Origin of the sequence: Brevibacillus massiliensis (assembly GCF_000311785.1) — a bacterium.
GTDB classification, from domain to species: Bacteria; Bacillota; Bacilli; order Brevibacillales; family Brevibacillaceae; genus Brevibacillus_C; species Brevibacillus_C massiliensis.
The window spans coordinates 1-19,146 of record NZ_HE978543.1 but is presented as its reverse complement, the minus strand read 5'-3'; the positions used below and the strand labels follow the sequence as shown (position 1 = coordinate 19,146).

Annotated in this window: 18 protein-coding genes; 17 read left to right on the top strand and 1 reads right to left on the bottom strand. The window is 51.3% G+C overall.

Annotation, left to right across the window (positions count from 1 at the left end; all coding sequences use genetic code 11):
- The first annotated feature begins 130 nt into the window (after positions 1 to 130).
- The 10 genes from HGBM_RS16865 (at position 131) to HGBM_RS16820 (ending at position 10,796) form a co-directional block, all read left to right on the top strand.
- Entirely contained in the window at positions 131 to 892 is a 762-nt protein-coding gene (locus HGBM_RS16865; RefSeq protein ID WP_019122264.1) for a sensor histidine kinase, read from the top strand.
- A complete protein-coding gene (locus tag HGBM_RS16860; protein WP_019122263.1) occupies positions 889 to 1,602 on the top strand; it encodes a response regulator transcription factor in 714 nt (237 codons plus the stop codon). The genes HGBM_RS16865 and HGBM_RS16860 overlap by 4 nt, the downstream gene beginning before the upstream one ends.
- An 88-nt stretch (positions 1,603 to 1,690) precedes the next feature.
- The gene (locus HGBM_RS16855; RefSeq protein WP_147512912.1) at positions 1,691 to 2,779 is read left to right on the top strand and encodes a hypothetical protein; all 1,089 of its coding nucleotides are present in this window, start codon (positions 1,691 to 1,693) and stop codon (positions 2,777 to 2,779) included.
- 50 nt (positions 2,780 to 2,829) lie between these two features.
- On the top strand, positions 2,830 to 4,446 hold the full coding sequence (locus HGBM_RS16850) for an ABC transporter substrate-binding protein (protein ID WP_019122261.1): 1,617 nt from the start codon (positions 2,830 to 2,832) through the stop codon (positions 4,444 to 4,446).
- Positions 4,447 to 4,547: 101 nt separating this feature from the next.
- Positions 4,548 to 5,495, top strand: coding sequence for an ABC transporter permease (locus HGBM_RS16845; RefSeq protein WP_019122260.1), 948 nt, complete (start codon positions 4,548 to 4,550; stop codon positions 5,493 to 5,495).
- Positions 5,496 to 5,506: 11 nt separating this feature from the next.
- Positions 5,507 to 6,400 carry an ABC transporter permease gene (locus HGBM_RS16840; RefSeq protein WP_019122259.1) on the top strand — a complete coding sequence of 298 codons (894 nt, stop codon included), beginning with the start codon at positions 5,507 to 5,509 and terminating at the stop codon, positions 6,398 to 6,400.
- A 15-nt stretch (positions 6,401 to 6,415) separates the two neighbouring features.
- Entirely contained in the window at positions 6,416 to 7,297 is an 882-nt protein-coding gene (locus tag HGBM_RS16835; protein ID WP_019122258.1) for a DUF1028 domain-containing protein, read from the top strand.
- A gap of 6 nt (positions 7,298 to 7,303) precedes the next feature.
- Complete coding sequence (locus HGBM_RS16830; RefSeq protein ID WP_019122257.1) at positions 7,304 to 8,266, top strand: ABC transporter ATP-binding protein; 963 nt, start codon at positions 7,304 to 7,306, stop codon at positions 8,264 to 8,266.
- An 18-nt stretch (positions 8,267 to 8,284) separates the two neighbouring features.
- Positions 8,285 to 9,247 carry an ABC transporter ATP-binding protein gene (locus HGBM_RS16825; protein ID WP_019122256.1) on the top strand — a complete coding sequence of 321 codons (963 nt, stop codon included), beginning with the start codon at positions 8,285 to 8,287 and terminating at the stop codon, positions 9,245 to 9,247.
- 304 nt (positions 9,248 to 9,551) lie between these two features.
- The gene (locus HGBM_RS16820; RefSeq protein WP_019122255.1) at positions 9,552 to 10,796 is read left to right on the top strand and encodes a M20 family metallo-hydrolase; all 1,245 of its coding nucleotides are present in this window, start codon (positions 9,552 to 9,554) and stop codon (positions 10,794 to 10,796) included.
- A gap of 83 nt (positions 10,797 to 10,879) precedes the next feature.
- Here the strand turns inward: HGBM_RS16820 and HGBM_RS16815 are convergent, their stop codons facing one another.
- Entirely contained in the window at positions 10,880 to 11,581 is a 702-nt protein-coding gene (locus HGBM_RS16815) for an SDR family oxidoreductase (protein WP_019122254.1), read from the bottom strand.
- A 253-nt stretch (positions 11,582 to 11,834) separates the two neighbouring features.
- On the opposite strand from HGBM_RS16815, the gene HGBM_RS16810 reads away from it, so the two are divergent.
- From HGBM_RS16810 to HGBM_RS16780, 7 genes are all read left to right on the top strand, one after another.
- A complete protein-coding gene (locus tag HGBM_RS16810; protein ID WP_019122253.1) occupies positions 11,835 to 12,773 on the top strand; it encodes a sugar-binding transcriptional regulator in 939 nt (312 codons plus the stop codon).
- 26 nt (positions 12,774 to 12,799) lie between these two features.
- Positions 12,800 to 14,338 carry an FGGY-family carbohydrate kinase gene (locus tag HGBM_RS16805; RefSeq protein ID WP_019122252.1) on the top strand — a complete coding sequence of 513 codons (1,539 nt, stop codon included), beginning with the start codon at positions 12,800 to 12,802 and terminating at the stop codon, positions 14,336 to 14,338.
- A gap of 54 nt (positions 14,339 to 14,392) precedes the next feature.
- On the top strand, positions 14,393 to 15,073 hold the full coding sequence (rpe, locus tag HGBM_RS16800) for a ribulose-phosphate 3-epimerase (protein WP_019122251.1): 681 nt from the start codon (positions 14,393 to 14,395) through the stop codon (positions 15,071 to 15,073).
- Positions 15,074 to 16,189, top strand: a complete 1,116-nt coding sequence (locus tag HGBM_RS27770) for a sugar ABC transporter substrate-binding protein (RefSeq protein WP_019122250.1) — start codon at positions 15,074 to 15,076, stop codon at positions 16,187 to 16,189. It begins immediately after the preceding gene.
- Positions 16,190 to 16,256: 67 nt separating this feature from the next.
- Positions 16,257 to 17,747, top strand: coding sequence for a sugar ABC transporter ATP-binding protein (locus HGBM_RS16790; RefSeq protein ID WP_019122249.1), 1,491 nt, complete (start codon positions 16,257 to 16,259; stop codon positions 17,745 to 17,747).
- A 23-nt stretch (positions 17,748 to 17,770) separates the two neighbouring features.
- On the top strand, positions 17,771 to 18,754 hold the full coding sequence (locus HGBM_RS27765) for an ABC transporter permease (protein ID WP_019122248.1): 984 nt from the start codon (positions 17,771 to 17,773) through the stop codon (positions 18,752 to 18,754).
- Positions 18,755 to 18,801: 47 nt separating this feature from the next.
- Positions 18,802 to 19,146 (top strand): thiamine pyrophosphate-dependent enzyme (locus HGBM_RS16780; RefSeq protein ID WP_019122247.1); only part of this gene is annotated, 345 nt, incomplete at its 3' end.

The window sequence follows — 19,146 nt, the reverse complement described above, 5'->3', positions numbered from 1 at the left end:
ATCAATTCCGAGGATACCCTGCTTTTTTGCTATCTGTATGACCAGAATAGTGTGACAGATTCATTGAAGCAGAACTTGCTGCTATTATTTGTCCTTTACGAAAATGTAAAACTTTGGGCGAGGGGTGCGGATGCTATCCTATGAAGGTTTCTTCCTGATCATTCTGGTAAGCATATTAGGTCCCGTTGTTGGTGTCTTTGTGATGATCTTTCAAAGTCATTTGGAGAAAAAGATACACTTTCTGGAGATGAAGAATCGTCAAATCCATTTGGAAAAAGAACTGCGAGAAAGCGAATACCTGCAGCTGACACAACAGATAGAGCCTCATTTTTTGTTTAATGCGCTCAATTCCCTGCTCGGTTTGGTGCGGCTGCGAAAGATGGAGCAAGTACAGCCTGCCTTTGAGAGTCTCGTCCAGTTTTTGCGGTACAAGTATTCCATAAAAGAACAGCTCTCCCCATTGGCGGCGGAATTGGATCATACCCGGCAGTATTTGGAGATTCAAAAGCTCCGGTTCGGCAATCGCTTGCAGGTACGGTGGGAGATCGATCCCGATTTGACCCAGGTGTTGATTCCGCCTTATTTGCTGCAAACGCTGGTGGAAAACGCGTTTAAACACGGATTGGAACAAACGGAGGAAGACCCTGTTTTGTCTATCCGGTTGAGAAGTGGGGAGAGTCGAGTCTGGCTGCAGGTCAGCGACAATGGGCCAGGTTTTTTGGTTGATCCTTTTGCAGGAAACGCTGCCGGAATTGGTCTGCAAAATATGAAAAGAAGGTTGCAATTGTTGTTCGGCGAGAATGGGCAGTTGAAAGTCGTCAGGGATCAAGGGGGGCAAGTGATTGCCGTTTGGCCGAAGATTAAGATCATGCCGGAGGAGGAAGTTCTATGAACGTGCTGTTACTGGATGACGAACCGCTGGAATTGGAACAGCTTGAATATTTAATCGGAAAGCAGTTTCCCAACTGGCAAATCCATACCGCTGAGAGTTTGAAAAAAGCCCTTGCTTTAATGGAAGAGATTCATTTTCAATTGGCTTTTCTTGATATCAAACTGCGTGGAAGCTCAGGCTTGGATCTTGCCCGAGAGATTCGGGAGAAGAAGGAAAGCATCGATATCGTGATTGTTTCCGCCTATCAGGATTTCCAATATGCCAAGGAGTCCATCCACCTGGGGGTAATGGAATATCTGGTCAAACCTGTTCTGGAAGATGAACTGAATAAATTGCTGGCTCGCTACATTGAGAATCATCCCGAATTTTTTGCGAAAACTGATTTAATTCAAAAAGTGTTAAATCACATTCACGAACATTACACGGAGAAGTTAAATTTGTCGGATCTGGCGCAGGAGTTTCATATCAATGCCTCCTATCTGAGCAGAAGGTTCAGCGAAGAGGTGGGAATGTCTTTCTCCGATTATCTCATTCAATACCGTATTCAAATGGCGAAACATTTCATGTTGGTCAAGCGTGACTGGAGTATTTCGCGCGTATCTGCAGAAGCTGGGTTTAATACTTCCCATTATTTCAGCAAGATGTTCAAAAAAATAACCCATTTAACACCGAAGGAGTTTCGCAGGGCATATGGATCAAAAGTCAATTAGTTTCGTCAGCTTGGTCGCCTGCTGGGTGTCGGGAGGCTACGTGATCGCTTCCGGGGAGAGCATTTTTCGCTACGGGGCGTTTGGCGGAATGGTACTCGCTTCGGCCATTCTGCTAGCCGCCGTCGTCCTGACTACTGTCTCTCCGCACCGAAAGCCGGAGATGCCATCCTCGCCGGCAGCCATTGTTTTTTCCGCTGCGGCGATGAGTGAACCGCTGATTCTGCAAGCGGTAGCGGCGGGATACGTGCTCTCCTCCTTTTTGGGAGTCTCTGTTCTTACAGCCCTCTTTTGGTTTATCGCAATTCATATGTTGTACGCCTGGTTTCTGGGGCAAGACTCACCGCAATGGCTGGCGATCTTCAAAGTCGCCTTGTTGTTCATCATGGCGATTTTCATGCCGATCTATATCTATTTACAAAAGGGACTGGAAACGGTTTATCACAATCTTCTTCATTATAAACCGTCGGTCCTTCATTTGGATCAGAGCGGAATCTTCTTGTTTCTCTTGGCCTGTTCGCTCGCCCTGTTGGGAAAAATGGTGCAGAACCACACGAGTCGCTCCGAAACGGTGTGGGCAGCGATCTGCTGGGCAACCACGATTATGGCGTTTTCCACGATGGCTGTTGTGGCAAAAGCGGAGCGGCTGCCTCAGCAATATTTGGAGGGATCGCTCCTCCAGGTTATTAAGGCATTATCGTCATTGCCGATTTATCTGTTGTTTAGCTTGGTACTGCTGTTGGTACTGGCAATCGGGTATCAACAATCTTTGCGAATGCTGGTAAAATCAACCGGTTCCTTGCGTGTGTGTCAACGCACCTGGCAACGTGGCTTTCTCTGGATACTCCTTTTGGGGTGGCAGGGTGTTTTATGCTTCAGCTTTGTTCGAACGAATCAGAATCTACTTGATATCATTCTCTGGTTTGGGATGATTCTCGGGCCGTACAGCGTCATGGTCATGTTTCGTTCAAACGCATGGTTTTTTCCGCTTCTGGGGGGACTGGGTGCTTTACCCGTGGCTTATTTTTTTGGCAATCAAGTCGGGGTCGTTTTCTCCAGTGCCGTTACATGTGCGTTTCTGGGATGTTTCCAATTAACGGAGAAATGGAGAAATAGTAAAGATTGTGGTAAAAGAGAGGATAAAAGTGCACAAAATATTTCCGACACTCTATTACAATAAAGCGTAATAGAGTTCTTTCAATTTACAGAAAAAAAGGGGGTTTATGAAACATGAAGCGTATTCCAAAAGCTCTGCTTGCGGTCAGCTTAACCGTAGCAGCCTTTATGGCGGGCTGTTCAAACGAGCCTGCAGAACCAGAAAAACAACCTGCTCAAACTGAACAGACGTCATCCGGCGAAAAAGTGATTGTCGTGGGGCTGCAGGCGGAGCCTACTTCTTTTGACGCTCACCAAATTTCCGACTACAACACCAGCCGTGCGGCCATGGAAATTTACGACCAGTTGGTGCAGTTTAAGGATGAAAGCACGGAATTGGAACCTGACCTGGCGGAAAAATGGGATGTGTCCGACAACGGTCTGGAGTACACCTTTTATTTGAAAAAAGATGTGAAGTTCCACGATGGAACACCACTAAACGCTGAAGCGGTGAAATTTAGCATCGACCGTCAAATTGATCCCAAGCATCCATACCATGAAACCGGAACGTTTGCTTATGCGGATTTTACTTTCGGCATGGTTGACCATGTGGAAGTGGTAGACCCGTATACGGTGAAAATTGTGTTGAAAGAGCCGTTTGCTCCTTTCTTAAGCAATCTGGCAATGCATGCGGCCAGCATTGTCAGCCCGGAAGCGGTGAAGAAATACGGAAAAGACTTCAGCAAGCATCCAGTTGGAACAGGTCCGTTCAAATTCGAAAGCTGGACGCCAGGTGTTGAAGCGGTTCTGGTAAAAAATCCGGATTACTTCAAAGGAGCTCCTAAGGTGGACAAACTGATCTTCAAGCCGATTACCGAAGATCAAACGAGACTGACGGAGTTGGAATCCGGCTCCATTGATATGATTGTGAATATTCCACCGGACGATCTGGAACGGCTGAGAGCGGATGCCAATCTGCAGGTGTTGGAACAGCCGGGTATGCATGTATGGTGGACAGCTTTCAACACGCAGAAGAAACCGTTTAACGATGTAAAAGTCCGTCAGGCAATCAACTATGCGATCAATAAAGAATCGATTGTGAATAATATCCTCCACGGAACAGGGGAGCTTGCCAATTCACCGGTGCCGCCGACGGTATGGGGACATAACGCCACTTTGAAAAATTATGAATACAATCCGGAAAAAGCGAAACAACTGCTGGCTGAAGCCGGATATCCCAATGGTTTTGAGGTGACTTACTGGGTTCCGGAGTCCGGTTCGGGTATGCAGCAACCGGCAACAATGGCCGCAGCGATTCAAGCCGATTTGGCCGCGGTTGGTATAAAAGTAAACATTCAGACACTGGAGTGGGGTACTTATCTGGACAAGGTGTTCCAGCCGAAAGAGAAGATGGATATGGATATGCACCAGATGTCATGGGTAGGGGATAACGGAGACCCTGACAACTTCCTATATGCCATGTTCTCCAGCGAACAATGGCCGACGGCCGGATTTAACGACTCGTTCTACAAAAACGAAACAGTGGATAAATTGCTAAAAGAGGCAAGAACGACGTTAGACAAGCAAAAACGCACGCAGATGTACGAAGAAGCACAACAAATCATCATGGAGGAAGCGCCTTGGATCGTGCTTGACCACGAAAAACAAATTGTGGCGGCAAACCAAAAGATCAAGAATTTTAAACTGCATCCCACTGGCGTATTCCGGTTTGCCAATGTAGATGTGGAGTAAGAGGGGGGGAGCCCCGCTTGGGACCCCAGCCGACACCAGCGTAAGCTTAAGTCGGCTGGGTTATTTTCACTCTGCCCAAATAAGTACAAGGGGGGAATAAGGTGGTTTCCTATGTAGGCAAACGTTTGCTTGCCTTAATTCCGGTCCTGATCGGCGTGACAATTCTTGTCTTTTCGATCATGCATCTCTCTCCGGGTGACCCTGCCCAGATTATTCTCGGACCAAAAGCAACGGCGGAATCCGTGAAACAGCTGAGGCACGAGCTGGGCTTGGATTTACCGGTTTACCAACAATACTTTCGCTGGATCACAAACGTTCTGGCGGGGGATTGGGGCCGTTCGATTCAAATGAAAATGGAAGTGCTTCCTCTGGTATTAGACAGATTTGGCGCCACTTTCATACTCACATTGGCCAGCGCGTTGATCTCCATTGTTGGCGGTGTTCTTTTCGGGATCATCGCAGCTGCGAAAAAGTACAGCTTTTGGGATCGATTTTTGATGTTTCTGGTACTGGTTGGCTTTTGTATGCCGGTTTTCTGGTTTGGCATTTTGCTGCAGATCCAGTTTGGACTCAAGTTGGACTGGCTGCCCATTTCGGGGATGCATTCGCCGGGGAAAACGGGATTTGTTGACATGCTTCCCTATTTGATCCTCCCTGCCGTCAGTCTTTCTGCGGGAACGGGAGCGGTGATCGCCCGGATGACGCGATCCAGCATGCTCGAAGTCCTGGGGCAGGATTATATCCGCACGGCCAGAGCAAAGGGGATGAAGGAACAAAAAGTAATTTACAAGCACGCTTTGAAAAATGCCTTTATCCCCATTTTGACGGTAATTGGCATGCAGGTTGGCTTTCTATTGGCGGGTGCGGTGCTTGTTGAAATGGTCTTTTCCTGGCCGGGAATTGGCACACTGATGGTGAAAGGGATTCAAGCCCGGGACTTTCCGTTGGTGCAGGGGATCATCCTGTTCGTAGCCACTTCTTACGTGGTAATCAACTTGCTGGTGGATCTGATTTATGCCTATCTCGATCCGCGCATCAAGTATAAGTAGGAGGGGACTTCATGGCCGATATGAATATACAAGTAACCCAACATACAGTGCCTAAGAAAAAAGCTGGGCCATGGGCGCAGACTTGGCGGCGATTTAGCAGAGATAAGGCAGCGCTTGTCGGCGCCGTTCTGCTGGGAATTGTCATCTTGCTGGCGGTTCTGGCTCCCTTCCTGCCGCTGGATGATCCAAACGCCGTAAATCTGGCCAAACGTTTGCAACCGCCGGGAACGGACGGTCATCTTCTCGGTACCGACGAATTGGGACGAGACATGCTGAGCCGTCTTATCTGGGGCGGACGGATCTCGGTTTCCATCGGTTTTTTCGCGGTGGGAATCGCAGTGGTATTCGGTACCATTCTCGGATTGATCGCAGGCTATTTCCAAAAGTTTTTTGATACCGTAATCATGCGGTTTATGGATATTTTGATGGCTTTTCCTTACGTCCTGCTTGCCATTTCCATTATCGCAGCTCTGGGGCCGGGGCTTATCAATACGATGATTGCGGTCAGCGTTGTGGGGATACCGTACTATGCACGGATTGTACGCGGAAGCACACTGACGTTTCGAGAGATGGAATTTGTCATGGCGGAGCGGGCGATCGGCGCTAGTCATTTTCACATTATTTTTTGGCACATTTTGCCAAACTGTCTGCCGCCGTTGATCGTTGCCGTCAGTTTGGACGTAGGATGGATGATTTTGGCCGCTTCAGGGATGAGTTTTCTCGGGTTGGGAGCTCAACCGCCGCTGGCGGAATGGGGCGTGATGCTAAGCGAAGGAAGAAAGTTTATCCGCATGGCACCACACGTCAGCTTGCTTCCGGGACTGGCCTTATTTTGTGTCGTTTTGGCCATGAACTTAATTGGTGACGGGTTGCGTGACGCGCTGGATCCAAAAACGAAAGTATAGAGGGGAGACTGTTTTATGAAGAACAGAGATGCGATCAACACGTTTTCCATTGTCGGGTTTGATCCGGAAACGAAAGAATTAGGAGTTGCCGTTGCTTCCAAGTTTTTATCGGTAGGCTCGATCGTACCATGGGCAAAAGCGGGAGTGGGTGCCGTCGCTACGCAATCTTGGGCCAATACGGATTATGGGACAAAGGGTTTGGAACTGCTTGCCCAGGGGAAATCCGCGCAGGAAGTATTGGATCAACTGGTGGCTGAGGATGAGGGCCGTTCGGTTCGTCAGGTCGGGATTGTCGATGCCCGAGGTAACAGCGCTACGCATACCGGGGAGGAGTGCCATGCTTGGGCAGGCGGGATTGCAGGTCCCAACTTTTCGGCGCAAGGAAATATCTTGGTGGATGAAAATACGGTGAAAGCCATGGCCGAAACCTTTCAATCTACCAAAGGCTCGCTGGCGGAACGGCTGCTGAAAGCGCTGTTGGCCGGGGAAGAAGCCGGCGGCGACAGCAGGGGCAAACAGTCTGCCGCTTTGCTGATTGTCAAGGAAGGCGGCGGCTACGGAGGAAAAATCGACAAATATATTGATTTGCGGGTAGACGATCATCAGGAGCCAGTGCGCGAACTCTTCCGACTGTTCGGCTTGCACCAGCTGTACTTTCTGAAACCGAAAGCGGAAGATATCCTGGAAGTGGACGAAGCGTTGCGGGCGAAACTTGCATCCAACCTGATCGCTTTAGGTTATCTAACCATAGAAAACGCAACGGACGATGCCGTTTTTTATGAAAAGTTGAAAGAATTCCAGCTGATAGAAAACTTTGACGAGAGAATTCAAGAAGCAGGGAAAGTGGACAAACACGTCGTTGCCTTTATGGATCAGTTGGCGGCAAAAAGGGTGTGAGGCGGCATGTTATCTGTTTTGCAGGTAGAAAATCTGGGGATTTCTTTTCGCAAGGATAAGCGCTACGTAAAAACGGTGGACGGCGTCTCCTTTTCCGTAAAAAAGGGAGAGACCCTAGGTCTGGTTGGCGAATCCGGCTGCGGCAAAAGCGTTACTTCCCTATCCATTATGGGACTTCTGCCAGCCGGGGACAGCATGATTGAAGGATCGATTACCTTTCAAGACAGAGAGCTGACCGAATTGACACCGCTGGAATACGCGGAAATTCGCGGAAAAGAACTGGCGATGATTTTTCAGGAGCCGATGACCTCGTTAAATCCTGTGTTTACCATCGGGAATCAGATGATGGAGGCGATTCTGGAGCATCAAAAAATCACCAAGAAAGAGGCCTTCGCCCATGCCGTAGAGATGCTGAAGAAGGTGGGCATTCCCCGGGCGGAAGATATCATGGGAGAGTATCCGCACCAATTGTCAGGGGGAATGAGGCAGCGGGTTATGATTGCGATGGCGATGTCCTGCAATCCGAAATTGCTGATTGCTGATGAACCGACCACCGCTTTGGATGTTACCATTCAAGCGCAAATTTTGGACCTGATGAGACAACTGAAAGAAGAATTTCAAACTTCCATCATCATGATCACGCATGACTTGGGCGTAGTCGCCGAAGTTTGTGACAGGGTTTTAGTGATGTACGCAGGAAAAGTGGTGGAAGAAGGGACAGTACGGGAGGTGTTTAAAAATCCCAAGCATCCGTACACGATCGGGCTGATGAAGGCTGTCCCGACTTTGACGGAGGATGCGGAACGGCTCTACGCTATTCCAGGTTCTGTTCCCATGCCTGAGGAAATGCCCATTGGCTGTCGTTTTGCTCCCCGATGCTGCGAAGCACGGAAGGACTGTTTTCATAAAGCGCCGCCCTCCAAGGAAGTGTCAGCCGGGCATTACACCAGTTGCTGGCTCCATGCCTAAAAAGGGAGGAAATATCAAATGGAAAAGCTGTTAGAAGTAAAGGGATTAAAAACATACTTTCCAATAAAAAAAGGGGTACTCGGCAAAAAAGAGGAGTATGTAAAAGCAGTCGATGATGTCAGCTTTTACCTGAAAGAAGGGGAAACTCTTGGTCTTGTCGGGGAAAGCGGATGCGGAAAATCAACCACAGGGCGCAGTATCCTCCAACTGGTCAAACCTACTGCCGGAGAAATCATCTATCAAGGACAGGATCTGATGAAAAAGAACTTCCGCGAAATGCGGGAAGTTCGCCGGGATTTGCAAATGATTTTTCAAGACCCTTATTCTTCGCTTAATGTACGCATGACGATCCGCAATATTTTGTTGGAGCCAATGCGCATCCATGGATTATACACCCCCAAGGAACGCGAAGAGAGAGTGAAGGATTTGCTCGAGATGGTCGGTTTGAGACGTGAACATGCCGACCGGTATCCGCACGAATTTAGCGGAGGGCAGAGACAGCGGATTGGCATTGCAAGGGCGCTTACCCTACAGCCCAAACTGATCATCGCCGACGAACCGGTTTCCGCGTTGGATGTATCGATCCAGGCCCAGGTGCTAAATTTGATGCAGGATCTGCAGGAAAAATTTGGACTGACGTATCTCTTTATTGCCCATGATTTAAGCGTGGTAAAGCATTTCAGCACAAGGGTTGGTGTGATGTATCTGGGAAGAATCGTGGAATTGGCGGACAAAAAGAGCTTGTACAATTCCCCGAAACATCCTTATACCGAATCGCTTCTTTCAGCCGTTCCCGTATTGGACCCCGATTACAAGAAAGAGAGGATCATTTTATCAGGCGACGTCCCTAATCCGAAAAATCCGCCGCAAGGCTGTGCGTTCCACACCCGCTGTGCATCATGCATGGAGATTTGCAAATCGGAACGGCCTCCATTAAAAGAGCTGGCACCCAATCATCTGGTTGCTTGCCACTTATATTAGCCTTTTGTAAAAATCCTGTTTCTGGATGTAATGCGCAAGCTGATCGGAGCGGGCAGCAAACAGGAAATACGGATATATGCCGGGCGAATAGAAAGCAGCGGACATTCGTGGGGAAGCTCATGTCCGCTTCTTTGTTATCAGGCTGTCGATAAAGTCGGCAGCCTTTACGAAACCACATGGTATCATTCAAAGTGAGCGGCGATCATCGAAATCGGGGATTTTCTATTTGACAAATCCAGCCGCTTGGCTTTAACTTGACTGTAAAGTGGAACAAGCCATAACAGACAGACAATGGAGGGTCACCATGAACCAAGTTTGCAAAGTGAACGGTAAGCGAATGGAAGCACGCCTTGCCGAGTTGGGGGAGATCGGGAAAACACCGGAAAACGGCGTCCATCGGCTCGCCCTGTCAGCAGAAGACAAACAGGCCCAGAAACTCGTCGCCGGCTGGATGAAGGAAGCCGGGATGATGGTCCGGCAAGATCACTTCGGCAACCTGATCGGCCGCAAAGAAGGGACCGATCCCCAGGCGCCCGTCGTCATGCTCGGCTCCCATATCGATTCCGTGCCAAATGGCGGCCGCTATGACGGCACGATCGGCGTGATCGGCGGCATCGAGGTCGTGCAGACCATTTGCGAAGCGAATATCACCCATACCCATCCGATCGAGGTCGTTGCTTTTTGCGACGAGGAGGGGCCGCGGTTCTACAGCGGTCTGTTCGGCAGCACCGGCATGATCGGCAAGATGACGCAGGAAAAGCTGCACATGCCCGATGACGAGGGGATCAGCCGCTATGACGAATTGCGTTCGATGGGCCTCGATCCGGACAACCAGCAGGATTCGGTGCGCAAGCCGGGAGAGATCAAAGTCTACCTGGAGATGCACATCGAACAGGGCCCGTACCTGCAGGCGATGAATGCTCCCGTGGGCATTGTCACGGGGATTGCCGGACCTGCCTGGCTGAATATCAAGCTGCACGGCATGGCCGGACACGCCGGAACCGTTCCGATGAACATGCGCCGAGACCCGATGTCAGGGGCGGCCGAAGTGATCCTGGCGATCGAAAAGATCTGCGGCAGCGACCCGTCCGCGCCCACGGTCGGGACAGTCGGAAAGATTGCGGCCTATCCGGGCGGACAAAATGTCATCCCCGGAACGGTCGAATTCAGCGTGGATATTCGCGATACCGACGAGGGCCGGCGCGACGCTGCGATTTCCCAAATCCAGGCTGCTGTCGACGAGGTGTGCAAGCGCCGGGGGCTGACCGCCGAAGTGAAGGTAAACGAGCGAGCCAAGCCTACGCTTTGCTCTGAACAAGTGATGGCAGCGATGGAACGGGCCGCCGGGGCGCTGGGCCTTACCCCGCCGAAACTGGTCAGCGGGGCGGGACATGACGCCATGTGCTTGGCCGAGATCGCCGACATGGGGATGATCTTTGTCCGCTGCCTGGACGGGATCAGCCATAACCCGAAGGAATACGCCAGCCAGGAAGACATTACAGCCGGGACGGAAGTGCTGCTGGCGACGACATTGGAATACGTGAAGTAAGCAGCAATTTACCTGCAAGCAAGGAAAATGCGACACGGGAATCCCGCGGGCTTCGGGCGGCGGATTCCCGTTTTTTTTCGTTTTTACCAGGCTTGTTTTCGGATGACGATATCGTGCCCGTCAAGACAATTGTCTTCCGGAGACACAAGAAAATTGACCACATGGGCAACATCTTCGGGCTGCATCAGGACAGATTGGTCCTCATCCGGGACGAGGCCCTTACGCATGTTGGTCGCACATCTGCCCGGGAGCAAAGAGTAGACTCTGATCTTGTACGGCCGCAGTTCTTCGCTGAGCGACCTGGAAAATCCGATCACGGCCGACTTGGAGGAAGCGTAGGCGAGCCAGCCTGGACGCGGCGTATTTCCCGAGGTAGAGGAGACGTTGAGGATGATTCCACCCTGTTTTTGCATGTAGCGTACGCTTTGCTTGCAGATCCAGAACATGGAGGTAACGTTGATGTCAAAGGTCTTTTGCCATGTGTGCAGGTCGCATTCCACCAGGCTGGCCGCTTTTGCGTATCCGGCGAAGTTCAGCAGGATGTCAATCCGCCCGTATTTGGCATGGATTTCGTCAATCGCCCGTTCAACCTCGTCATACCTGGTAAGGTCCAGATCGTACAGCGCAATGTTTTTCTCCTGGTTCATCCGCCGTTTCGTTTCAGCCAATTCCTCTTCTCCCAAGGACATCAAGACCAGGTTTTCGATATCCTCTCTTTGGCTCAACCGTATAGCCGTCTCCCGTCCGATCCCCGTCCCGGCCCCTGTTATAATGCATGTCCTCATGTGGAACCCACCTTTGCATGAATTGTACATCCGGATAAAATACTGATTGGTGCGAAAATGGCAACAACTGAAACTATTTATAATAATTCTTCGCTTTTTTGTCAATAGTCAATTTTGAAATGAGCATCCATTTGAAATAGTAAAAATAGTATAGACAAATTCGAGCGGAGGATTTACTATAAGACCATGATGTTGCGCAAATGATCACAAAAGTGAACAAATTCTCAGCAGAGAAACATTGAGGTGAACATAATTGCAAGACCGCGATCATTATCTGACAAAGATTTCGTACATGTACTACATAGATAACCTTTCGCAACAGGAGATCGCAACCGCGCTGGGGTTGTCCAGAGCCAAAGTATCCCGGATGATTCAGGAAGCGAAGGACCGGGGAATCGTGGAGATCAAAATCAATCCGACCAACACCAGGTGTTTTGAATTGGAACGATTGCTAAAAGAGAAGTACGGGTTGGCTGAAGTGATCGTCATTCCGCGATTTTCCGCCAACGATCACAATATTTTAAAATCGCTGGGGAAAGCGGGTGCGGAATTTTTGGCCCGCAATCTAAAAGAGGGGATGACGCTGGGATTTTCCATGGGACGCACCCTGAGCGAGGTCGCCCATTCGGTCAGCGTGAAAGAGAAAGTTCCCTGCAACGTCATCCCCATAACGGGAGGACTGGGTCAAGTCAATCCAGAGCTGCATGCCAACGACATTTGCCGCCGGGTGGCGGAAGGCTTTGGCGGCACCGCTTTTCCGCTGTATGCGCCGGCGATCGTGTCCAACGCGCAGTTGAAGGAAGCCATCATCCAGGACCCGATGATTCAAAAAGTGTTCGACGAGGCAGTTAGTGCCGACATTATCGTCGTCAGCGTTGGGCATGTCGCGACCTCTACCTTTATTGAGATCGGGAGCATTTCTGAGCAGGAAGCGGTTCAACTGCAAAATCACGGCGTCGTCGGGGACATCGCCTCCTGGTTTTTTAACGCAAACGGCGAGATTCTCGATTTGGAGATTCACAAGCGGGTAGTGGGTCCCGATTTTCACGAGATTCGCAGCAAGTCAAAAGTGGTGCTGATCGCCGGGACTGATTTTAAGCGGGATGTAATCGCGGCGGCATTGCGAGGCAAGCTGGCCGATACCCTCATTACGGATGAAGGCGTTGCCAAGTACTTGCTTGAGCTGCCATAGAAAGAAGCCATTGAAGGAGGACTTGTATGAGACAGGAATTGGTGATGGGCATTGATGCCGGGACAGAGAGCGTGCGCGTAGGTCTGTTTGATCTGCTTGGCAGGGAAGTGGCTTTTGGCGTTACCGAGTACAGGACGTATCACCCAAAGCCGGGCTGGGCGGAGCAGAATCCTGAGGAGTGGTGGTCTGCGCTGGTCGCCAGCACCAAACAAGCGATGAGCCTGGCGCAGGCAACGAAAGACCAGGTCGTTGGCATCAGCCTGGATGCAACCGCTTGCAGCGTCGTCTTGTGCCTGGAAGACGGGACGCCGCTTCGCAACTCGCTCATCTGGATGGATGTAAGAGCGGGGGAGGAGGCCGCGTTGATCGCCGGGAGCAACGAAGCTGCGCTCAAGTACAACGGGCATGGCAACGTATCGCCGGAATGGATGCCGTGCAAAGCGCTCTGGCTGAAGAAGCATGAGCCGGAGCATTACCATCGGGCGGAAAAAGTAGCGGAATTCGCCGACTGGTACATGTTCAAGCTGACTGGAAGGTGGACAGCCAATATCTGCAACACGACGACGCGGTGGTACTACAACAGGGAAGAGGGGGGATGGCCGCACCGATTCTATGAAAAAATCGGGCTGGAAGATTTGATCGCCAAATTTCCGCAGGATGTCTTCGACCTGGGCGTGCCTGTCGGCGGCCTCACCAGGCAGGCAGCAGAAGAGCTGGGCTTGGCTGAAGGAACACCGATCGGACAGGGGGGAGTGGATGCGTTTGTCGGGTTAATCGGTTTGGGTGTCGTAAAACCCGGCCGGCTTGGCCTGATTACAGGCTCTTCCCACCTGCTGCTGGGTCTGACAGATGTGGGATTGCATGCAAAAGGCGTATTTGGTTCGTTTCCGGACGCCGTCGTTCCAGGATTGCAATTGGTCGAAGGCGGACAGGTTTCGACAGGCTCGATCATCAAGTGGTTCCGTTCGAATTTTTGTAAAGATTTAGAAGAGATTGCAAAGGCCCGAGGTGTAAGCGTTTACGATTTGCTGACTCCAGGAGCGGCAGAGGTTCCTCCCGGCTCGGACGGACTGCTGGTGCTTGACTACTGGCAGGGAAATCGCACGCCCTACGTTGATCCGGTCGTGAGAGGCATGATCTACGGGCTTACGCTCAAGCACAGCCGGGAACACATCTTCCGGGCGATCATGGAGGGCATCGCTTACGGAACCGACCACATTTTGCAGACGTTCAAGTCGAACGGCTTCCAAGCCGACGAACTGTACCTGGCAGGCGGCGCTTCCAACAGCAAATTGTACATGCAGATTCATGCCGACGTCAGCAACATCGCCATCAACATCCCGGCAGTCGCACAGGCCCCTTGCCTGGGTTCGGCGATCCTGGCCAGCGTGGCAGCCGGTGTCTACAACAACATCCAGGAAGCAGCGGAGAATATGGTTCGCTATCAAACCCGCATCGAACCCAATCCGGATCATCACGAAAAATATCAGTATTACGCCCAGCAGTATCGCAAGGCATACCCGCAATTTGGCGACTGGATGCGGGAGACGACCAAAATTTCGTAGGGCTGCCCGGTATTCGTCCAGGTGCCGGGGTTCCCTTGAAAGGAGGTGAGTAAATTGCCCACGATTTCAGCATCCATCTTAGCAGGTAACCATGCAAATCTCGCAGCAGATGTCATCGAACTTGAGCAAGGCGGGGCTGACTGGATTCACGTAGATATTATGGATGGTCATTATGTCAATAACCTGACCTTTGGCCCAAAAACCGTCGAAGACCTTCGCAAGGTAACGTCATTGCCCATTGACGTTCACCTGGAAATGTATCGGCCCGAACTCGTCATCGACAGTTTTATCAGTGCAGGCGCCGACATGATAACCATCCAGTTCGAGAGCTGTACACACCCGATTCGCACCATCGAGCAGGTAAAAGCGCGGAACTGCCAAGTTTCCATGGCTTTTGCCCCGACAACCAGTTTTGATCAAATCGGATCCCTGATCCGCGATGTCGACCAGGTCAATATCATGACCGTTGAGCCGGGGTTTGGCGGTCAGCCGTTTCGCAAAGATGTCCTGCCCAAGATCAAGTTAGCCAGTGAAATAATCGCAAGCGAGAAGTTACATACCATCGTCGCCGTGGATGGCGGAGTTAACATCCAGAATATTCCAGACATCCTGCGAAATGGAGGGCACAACCTGATCATCGGCACCATGCTTTTCGTAAACGACAACATCAAGGAAAACGTTGAGAAAACCAAAGGGTTATTCTGCATGACCAAAACGACAAAGGAGATGATTTGAATGGCAAGGAAATGGCTCTATTTTTTCCTGTGCATCATCTTTGCTCTCGCTGTCGGATGCTCCAACCAGGAAAGTCCGTCAACCTCTTCCGCCGGGGGTACAGATACTTCCAATTCTAACACAAATTCAGCCGAGCCACAATCAAACGGCTCCGGTTCCGACGCTGGCGCCCAACAAGCCGCAGGTGCTGCCGTCGGCAAAAAGGATCTGAAAATTGCCTGGGTGCACATGAATGCCGCTACCAATTCCGAGCAGCGGGCGAAAAAAGGCTTTGAGGACTTCATCAAGGCACAAGGGTATCCGTGGGAATTGAGCGTCTTTGACAGCAAAGGCTCCGGACAAGCTCTGGCTTCCAATTTGGAAGATGCGGTCCAGCGCAAAGTGGACGCCATCATCGTTTCCATGGCCGACCTGCGGGCTGCGAAGGCTGCCTTGGAAGACGCCAACAAGGCGGGAATCCCCGTCTACTCGATCGATTCCGGCTGGACGCCGGGCATCGTCGTCGACATCACCAGCAACAACTTCGTCATGTCTTCCAAAGTCTCCAGCTATCTGGTCGACCGCCTGGGCGGGGAAGGGAAAATCGTCGCGTTTAAGATGGCGGAGCACCACGGGGTGCGCAAGAGAGGCGAAGTGCTGGATTTGATCGTCAAGGAAAACCCGGGCATCCAAATATTGGAGTCCCATAACATCGACTACACCAATTTTTATCAGGATACCTTGCAGACGATGGAAGACTATTTGCAGCGCTACGGCAAGGAGATCAAAGCGGTATGGGCCGGCTGGGACGAACCGGCGATGGCTGCAGCCGCCGCGATCCAGGCAGCAGGGTTTAGCAAGGATGACATTTTTGTCGTAGGGATCGACGGCCATCCGCCTGCCGTTGAGGAAATGCAAAAAGGTTCGCCGCTGGTGGCAACGGTGGCCCAGGGGTTTGAAGTCATGGGCGAAAACATCGCCAAGTACATCAACGACATCATCTTCAATGGAAAACCGAAGGATGAAGTGATTCCTTCCACCACCGTGTACGTTGATACGCCGCTGATCACCGAAAAGAACCTGCCCGCCGAAGGCACTCCGGCTTACAAGGCTTCTGACTTTTACAGCAGTAACTAATCGGAACCAGGAAGGGTGTTGTGCAAATGGGGCAACACCCTTCTATCTCCGAAGGAGGTTGCAGGAAATGGATTGGCTTTTGGAAGTTCAGGAAGTAGAGAAGAGTTTTCCCGGCGTATTGGCCCTGCAAAACGTCTGGTTTCAGCTGCGGCGCGGAGAGATTCACGCCTTGGTCGGACATAATGGGGCAGGAAAGTCCACCTTTGTGAAAGTCATCACAGGGACGTATATACCGGAATCAGGGCGGATTTTTTTGGAACAGGAACAAATCACGCTGAGAAGTGAACGGGATGCGATCACACGAGGCATCGGGATTGTCACGCAAGAGGGGAGCCTGATCCCAAACTTCAATGCAATCGAAAATATTTTTCTGGGTAATGAACAAAAGCGGATGGGGCTGATCCAGACGAGGGTTCTGGAGGAAAAGGCCAAGGAATTGATGAACGAGCTTGGCGTGTCGCTCGACCTGCATAAACAGGTAAAAGCGTTGAATCCGGCTCAGCGAAAGCTGGTGGAGATCATGAAGGTCCTGCAGCTTCAACCCAAAGTGCTCATCTTGGACGAGCCGACCGCAGCTTTGTCCGATAAAGAAAGAAAGCTGTTGTTCATGGTCATGAACAAGCTGAAGGTTGACGGAATCGGGATTATTTTTATCACCCATTACCTCGACGAAGTCTTTTCCATGTCTGATCGCATCACGGTATTTCGCAATGGCATGAATGTGGGGACGCGAGTGACGCATGAGTCAACACAAGACGAAATCATCAAATTAATGATCGATAAGGATCACCATGAGGAATATCCGGTGAAGCATCACCAACCCGGCGAGACGCTGTTGGAAGTAAAGGGCCTGTCCGACGGGGAAAAGGTGATTTCCGCCGATTTGACAATCAGGCGTGGGGAAATCGTAGGCATCTTTGGAACGGTGGGTGCCGGAAGAACCGAACTGGCAGAACTGATTTTCGGGGCGTCCCGCAAAAAAAGCGGCACGATCTCCATCGACGGAAAAGAAGTCAAAATCAACAGCGTGGCACAGGCGATGAAGAACGGTTTGGCGTTAATTCCAGATGACCGGTTGCGAAAGGCGCTCATTTTAAACGATTCGGTCAAAAACAATTTAACCTTATCCGTACTGAAAGAAATGTCGGTGTTTGGCTGGCTGCTTAATAAAAAGGAAAGGGACAAGGCAGAACAAGCCGTTCGGCGCCTTAACATCAAAACGCCGGAGCTGTCCACGAAAATCAGCACGCTTAGCGGCGGCAACAAGCAAAAGGTGTCATTCGGAAAGCGAACCATGTCTGACCAGCATAAACCCCGCGTGTTTATCTTCGACGAGCCGACGGAGGGTGTGGACATCGGTGCGCGGGCCGAGATGTACAGCATCATGGTTTCCCTGGCCGAACAAGGTGCAGGCATTCTGCTGATCTCTTCCGATATTTCCGAGATACTGGGATTGTCTGATCGAATTTACGTCATGCGATGCGGCCAAATCGTCGATGAAGTAAGCCGGGATGAGCGTACTCACGAGCGCTTGATCGAGTCCTCACTAGGAGTCTAAAAAGGGCAAGGAGGGTGTAGCCAATGTCTAACGCAGCAACACATACCAATGATCTCACAAAGCGAGCCGATGTCGGGTACTATCTGTCACAGTATGCGACGATCGGGGCGCTGCTCTTGGTCTTTCTGATTTTTTCCGCGGTAGCGGACCGGTTTCTGGACACGACCAATTTACTCAACGTCGTCCGCCAGGTGTCTACCTTGGCCATCGTCGCATTTGGCATGACGATCGCCATGGCATCAGGCGACTTCGACCTCTCGGTGGGCAGTGTTGCCGGACTTGCCGGAGTCATCATCACCGGAATGCTGACAAATGGGTACTCGCTGGCCATCGCTTTGGTGGCGAGCCTGGCTGTTGGCGTGGTCTTCGGGCTGCTCAACGGAGTCATCACGACCAGAGTCGGTATTCCTTCTATCATAGTAACGCTCGGGACCTCGTCGGTAGCGACGGGAATCATCTTCATGTACACCGAGGGCAGGGCGGTATACGGCGGGCTTCCGGATGCGTTTACCGTACTTGGCCGGGGAAATGTCATCGGTCTGCCGACGCCGATCATTATCATGCTTGTCATCGGGGTAGCCGTCTATATCCTGCTGAATAAGACGACGACCGGCCGATACATCTACGCGGTCGGCGGGAATGCCGTTTCGGCCAAATTGTCGGGGATCAATACTTTGAAATACCGCACGTTGGGACTGATTTTAAGCGGTTCGGGAGCAGCCATAGCCGGCATTGTCCTGGCCGCCAGATTGGGCAGCGGCCAACCGACTGCCGGGGCATCCTTTCTGCTGGACGGTTTGGCGGCGGTCTTTTTGGGAATGACGACCATCAAAGTAGGCCAGCCCAATGTGCTCGGCACCGTCGTCGGCGTACTGTTGATCGGGATTATCAACAACGGGTTAAACCTGCTCGGACTCCCGTTTTACGTCCAGGATATCGCCAAAGGGATCATCATGGTGGGCGCAGTCGCGTTTGCCGCCCGGAAAAACGAATTGAAGTTCTTTTAAATAGAAGAGGAGGAGTGGAAGTGTTAACCAAAATATCTTACCCACCCATGATTACGCGGGAAAAACTACCGGAGCTGCTGCATCAAATGTGGCTCATCCGCTTTTTTGACGAAAAAGTGGATGAATTTTTCGCCAAAGGCTTGATCCACGGGACGACCCACCTGGCCGTCGGACAGGAAGCGTCCGCCGCCGGGGCGATTGCCGTCCTGGAAGAGCGGGATAAAATCACCAGCACCCACCGCGGACACGGTCACTGCATCGCCAAAGGGGCGGAAGTGAACCGGATGATGGCGGAGCTGTTCGGCCGGGTCACGGGCTACTGCAAAGGCAAAGGCGGCTCGATGCACATCGCCGACGTGGACAAGGGCAACCTGGGCGCCAACGGCATCGTT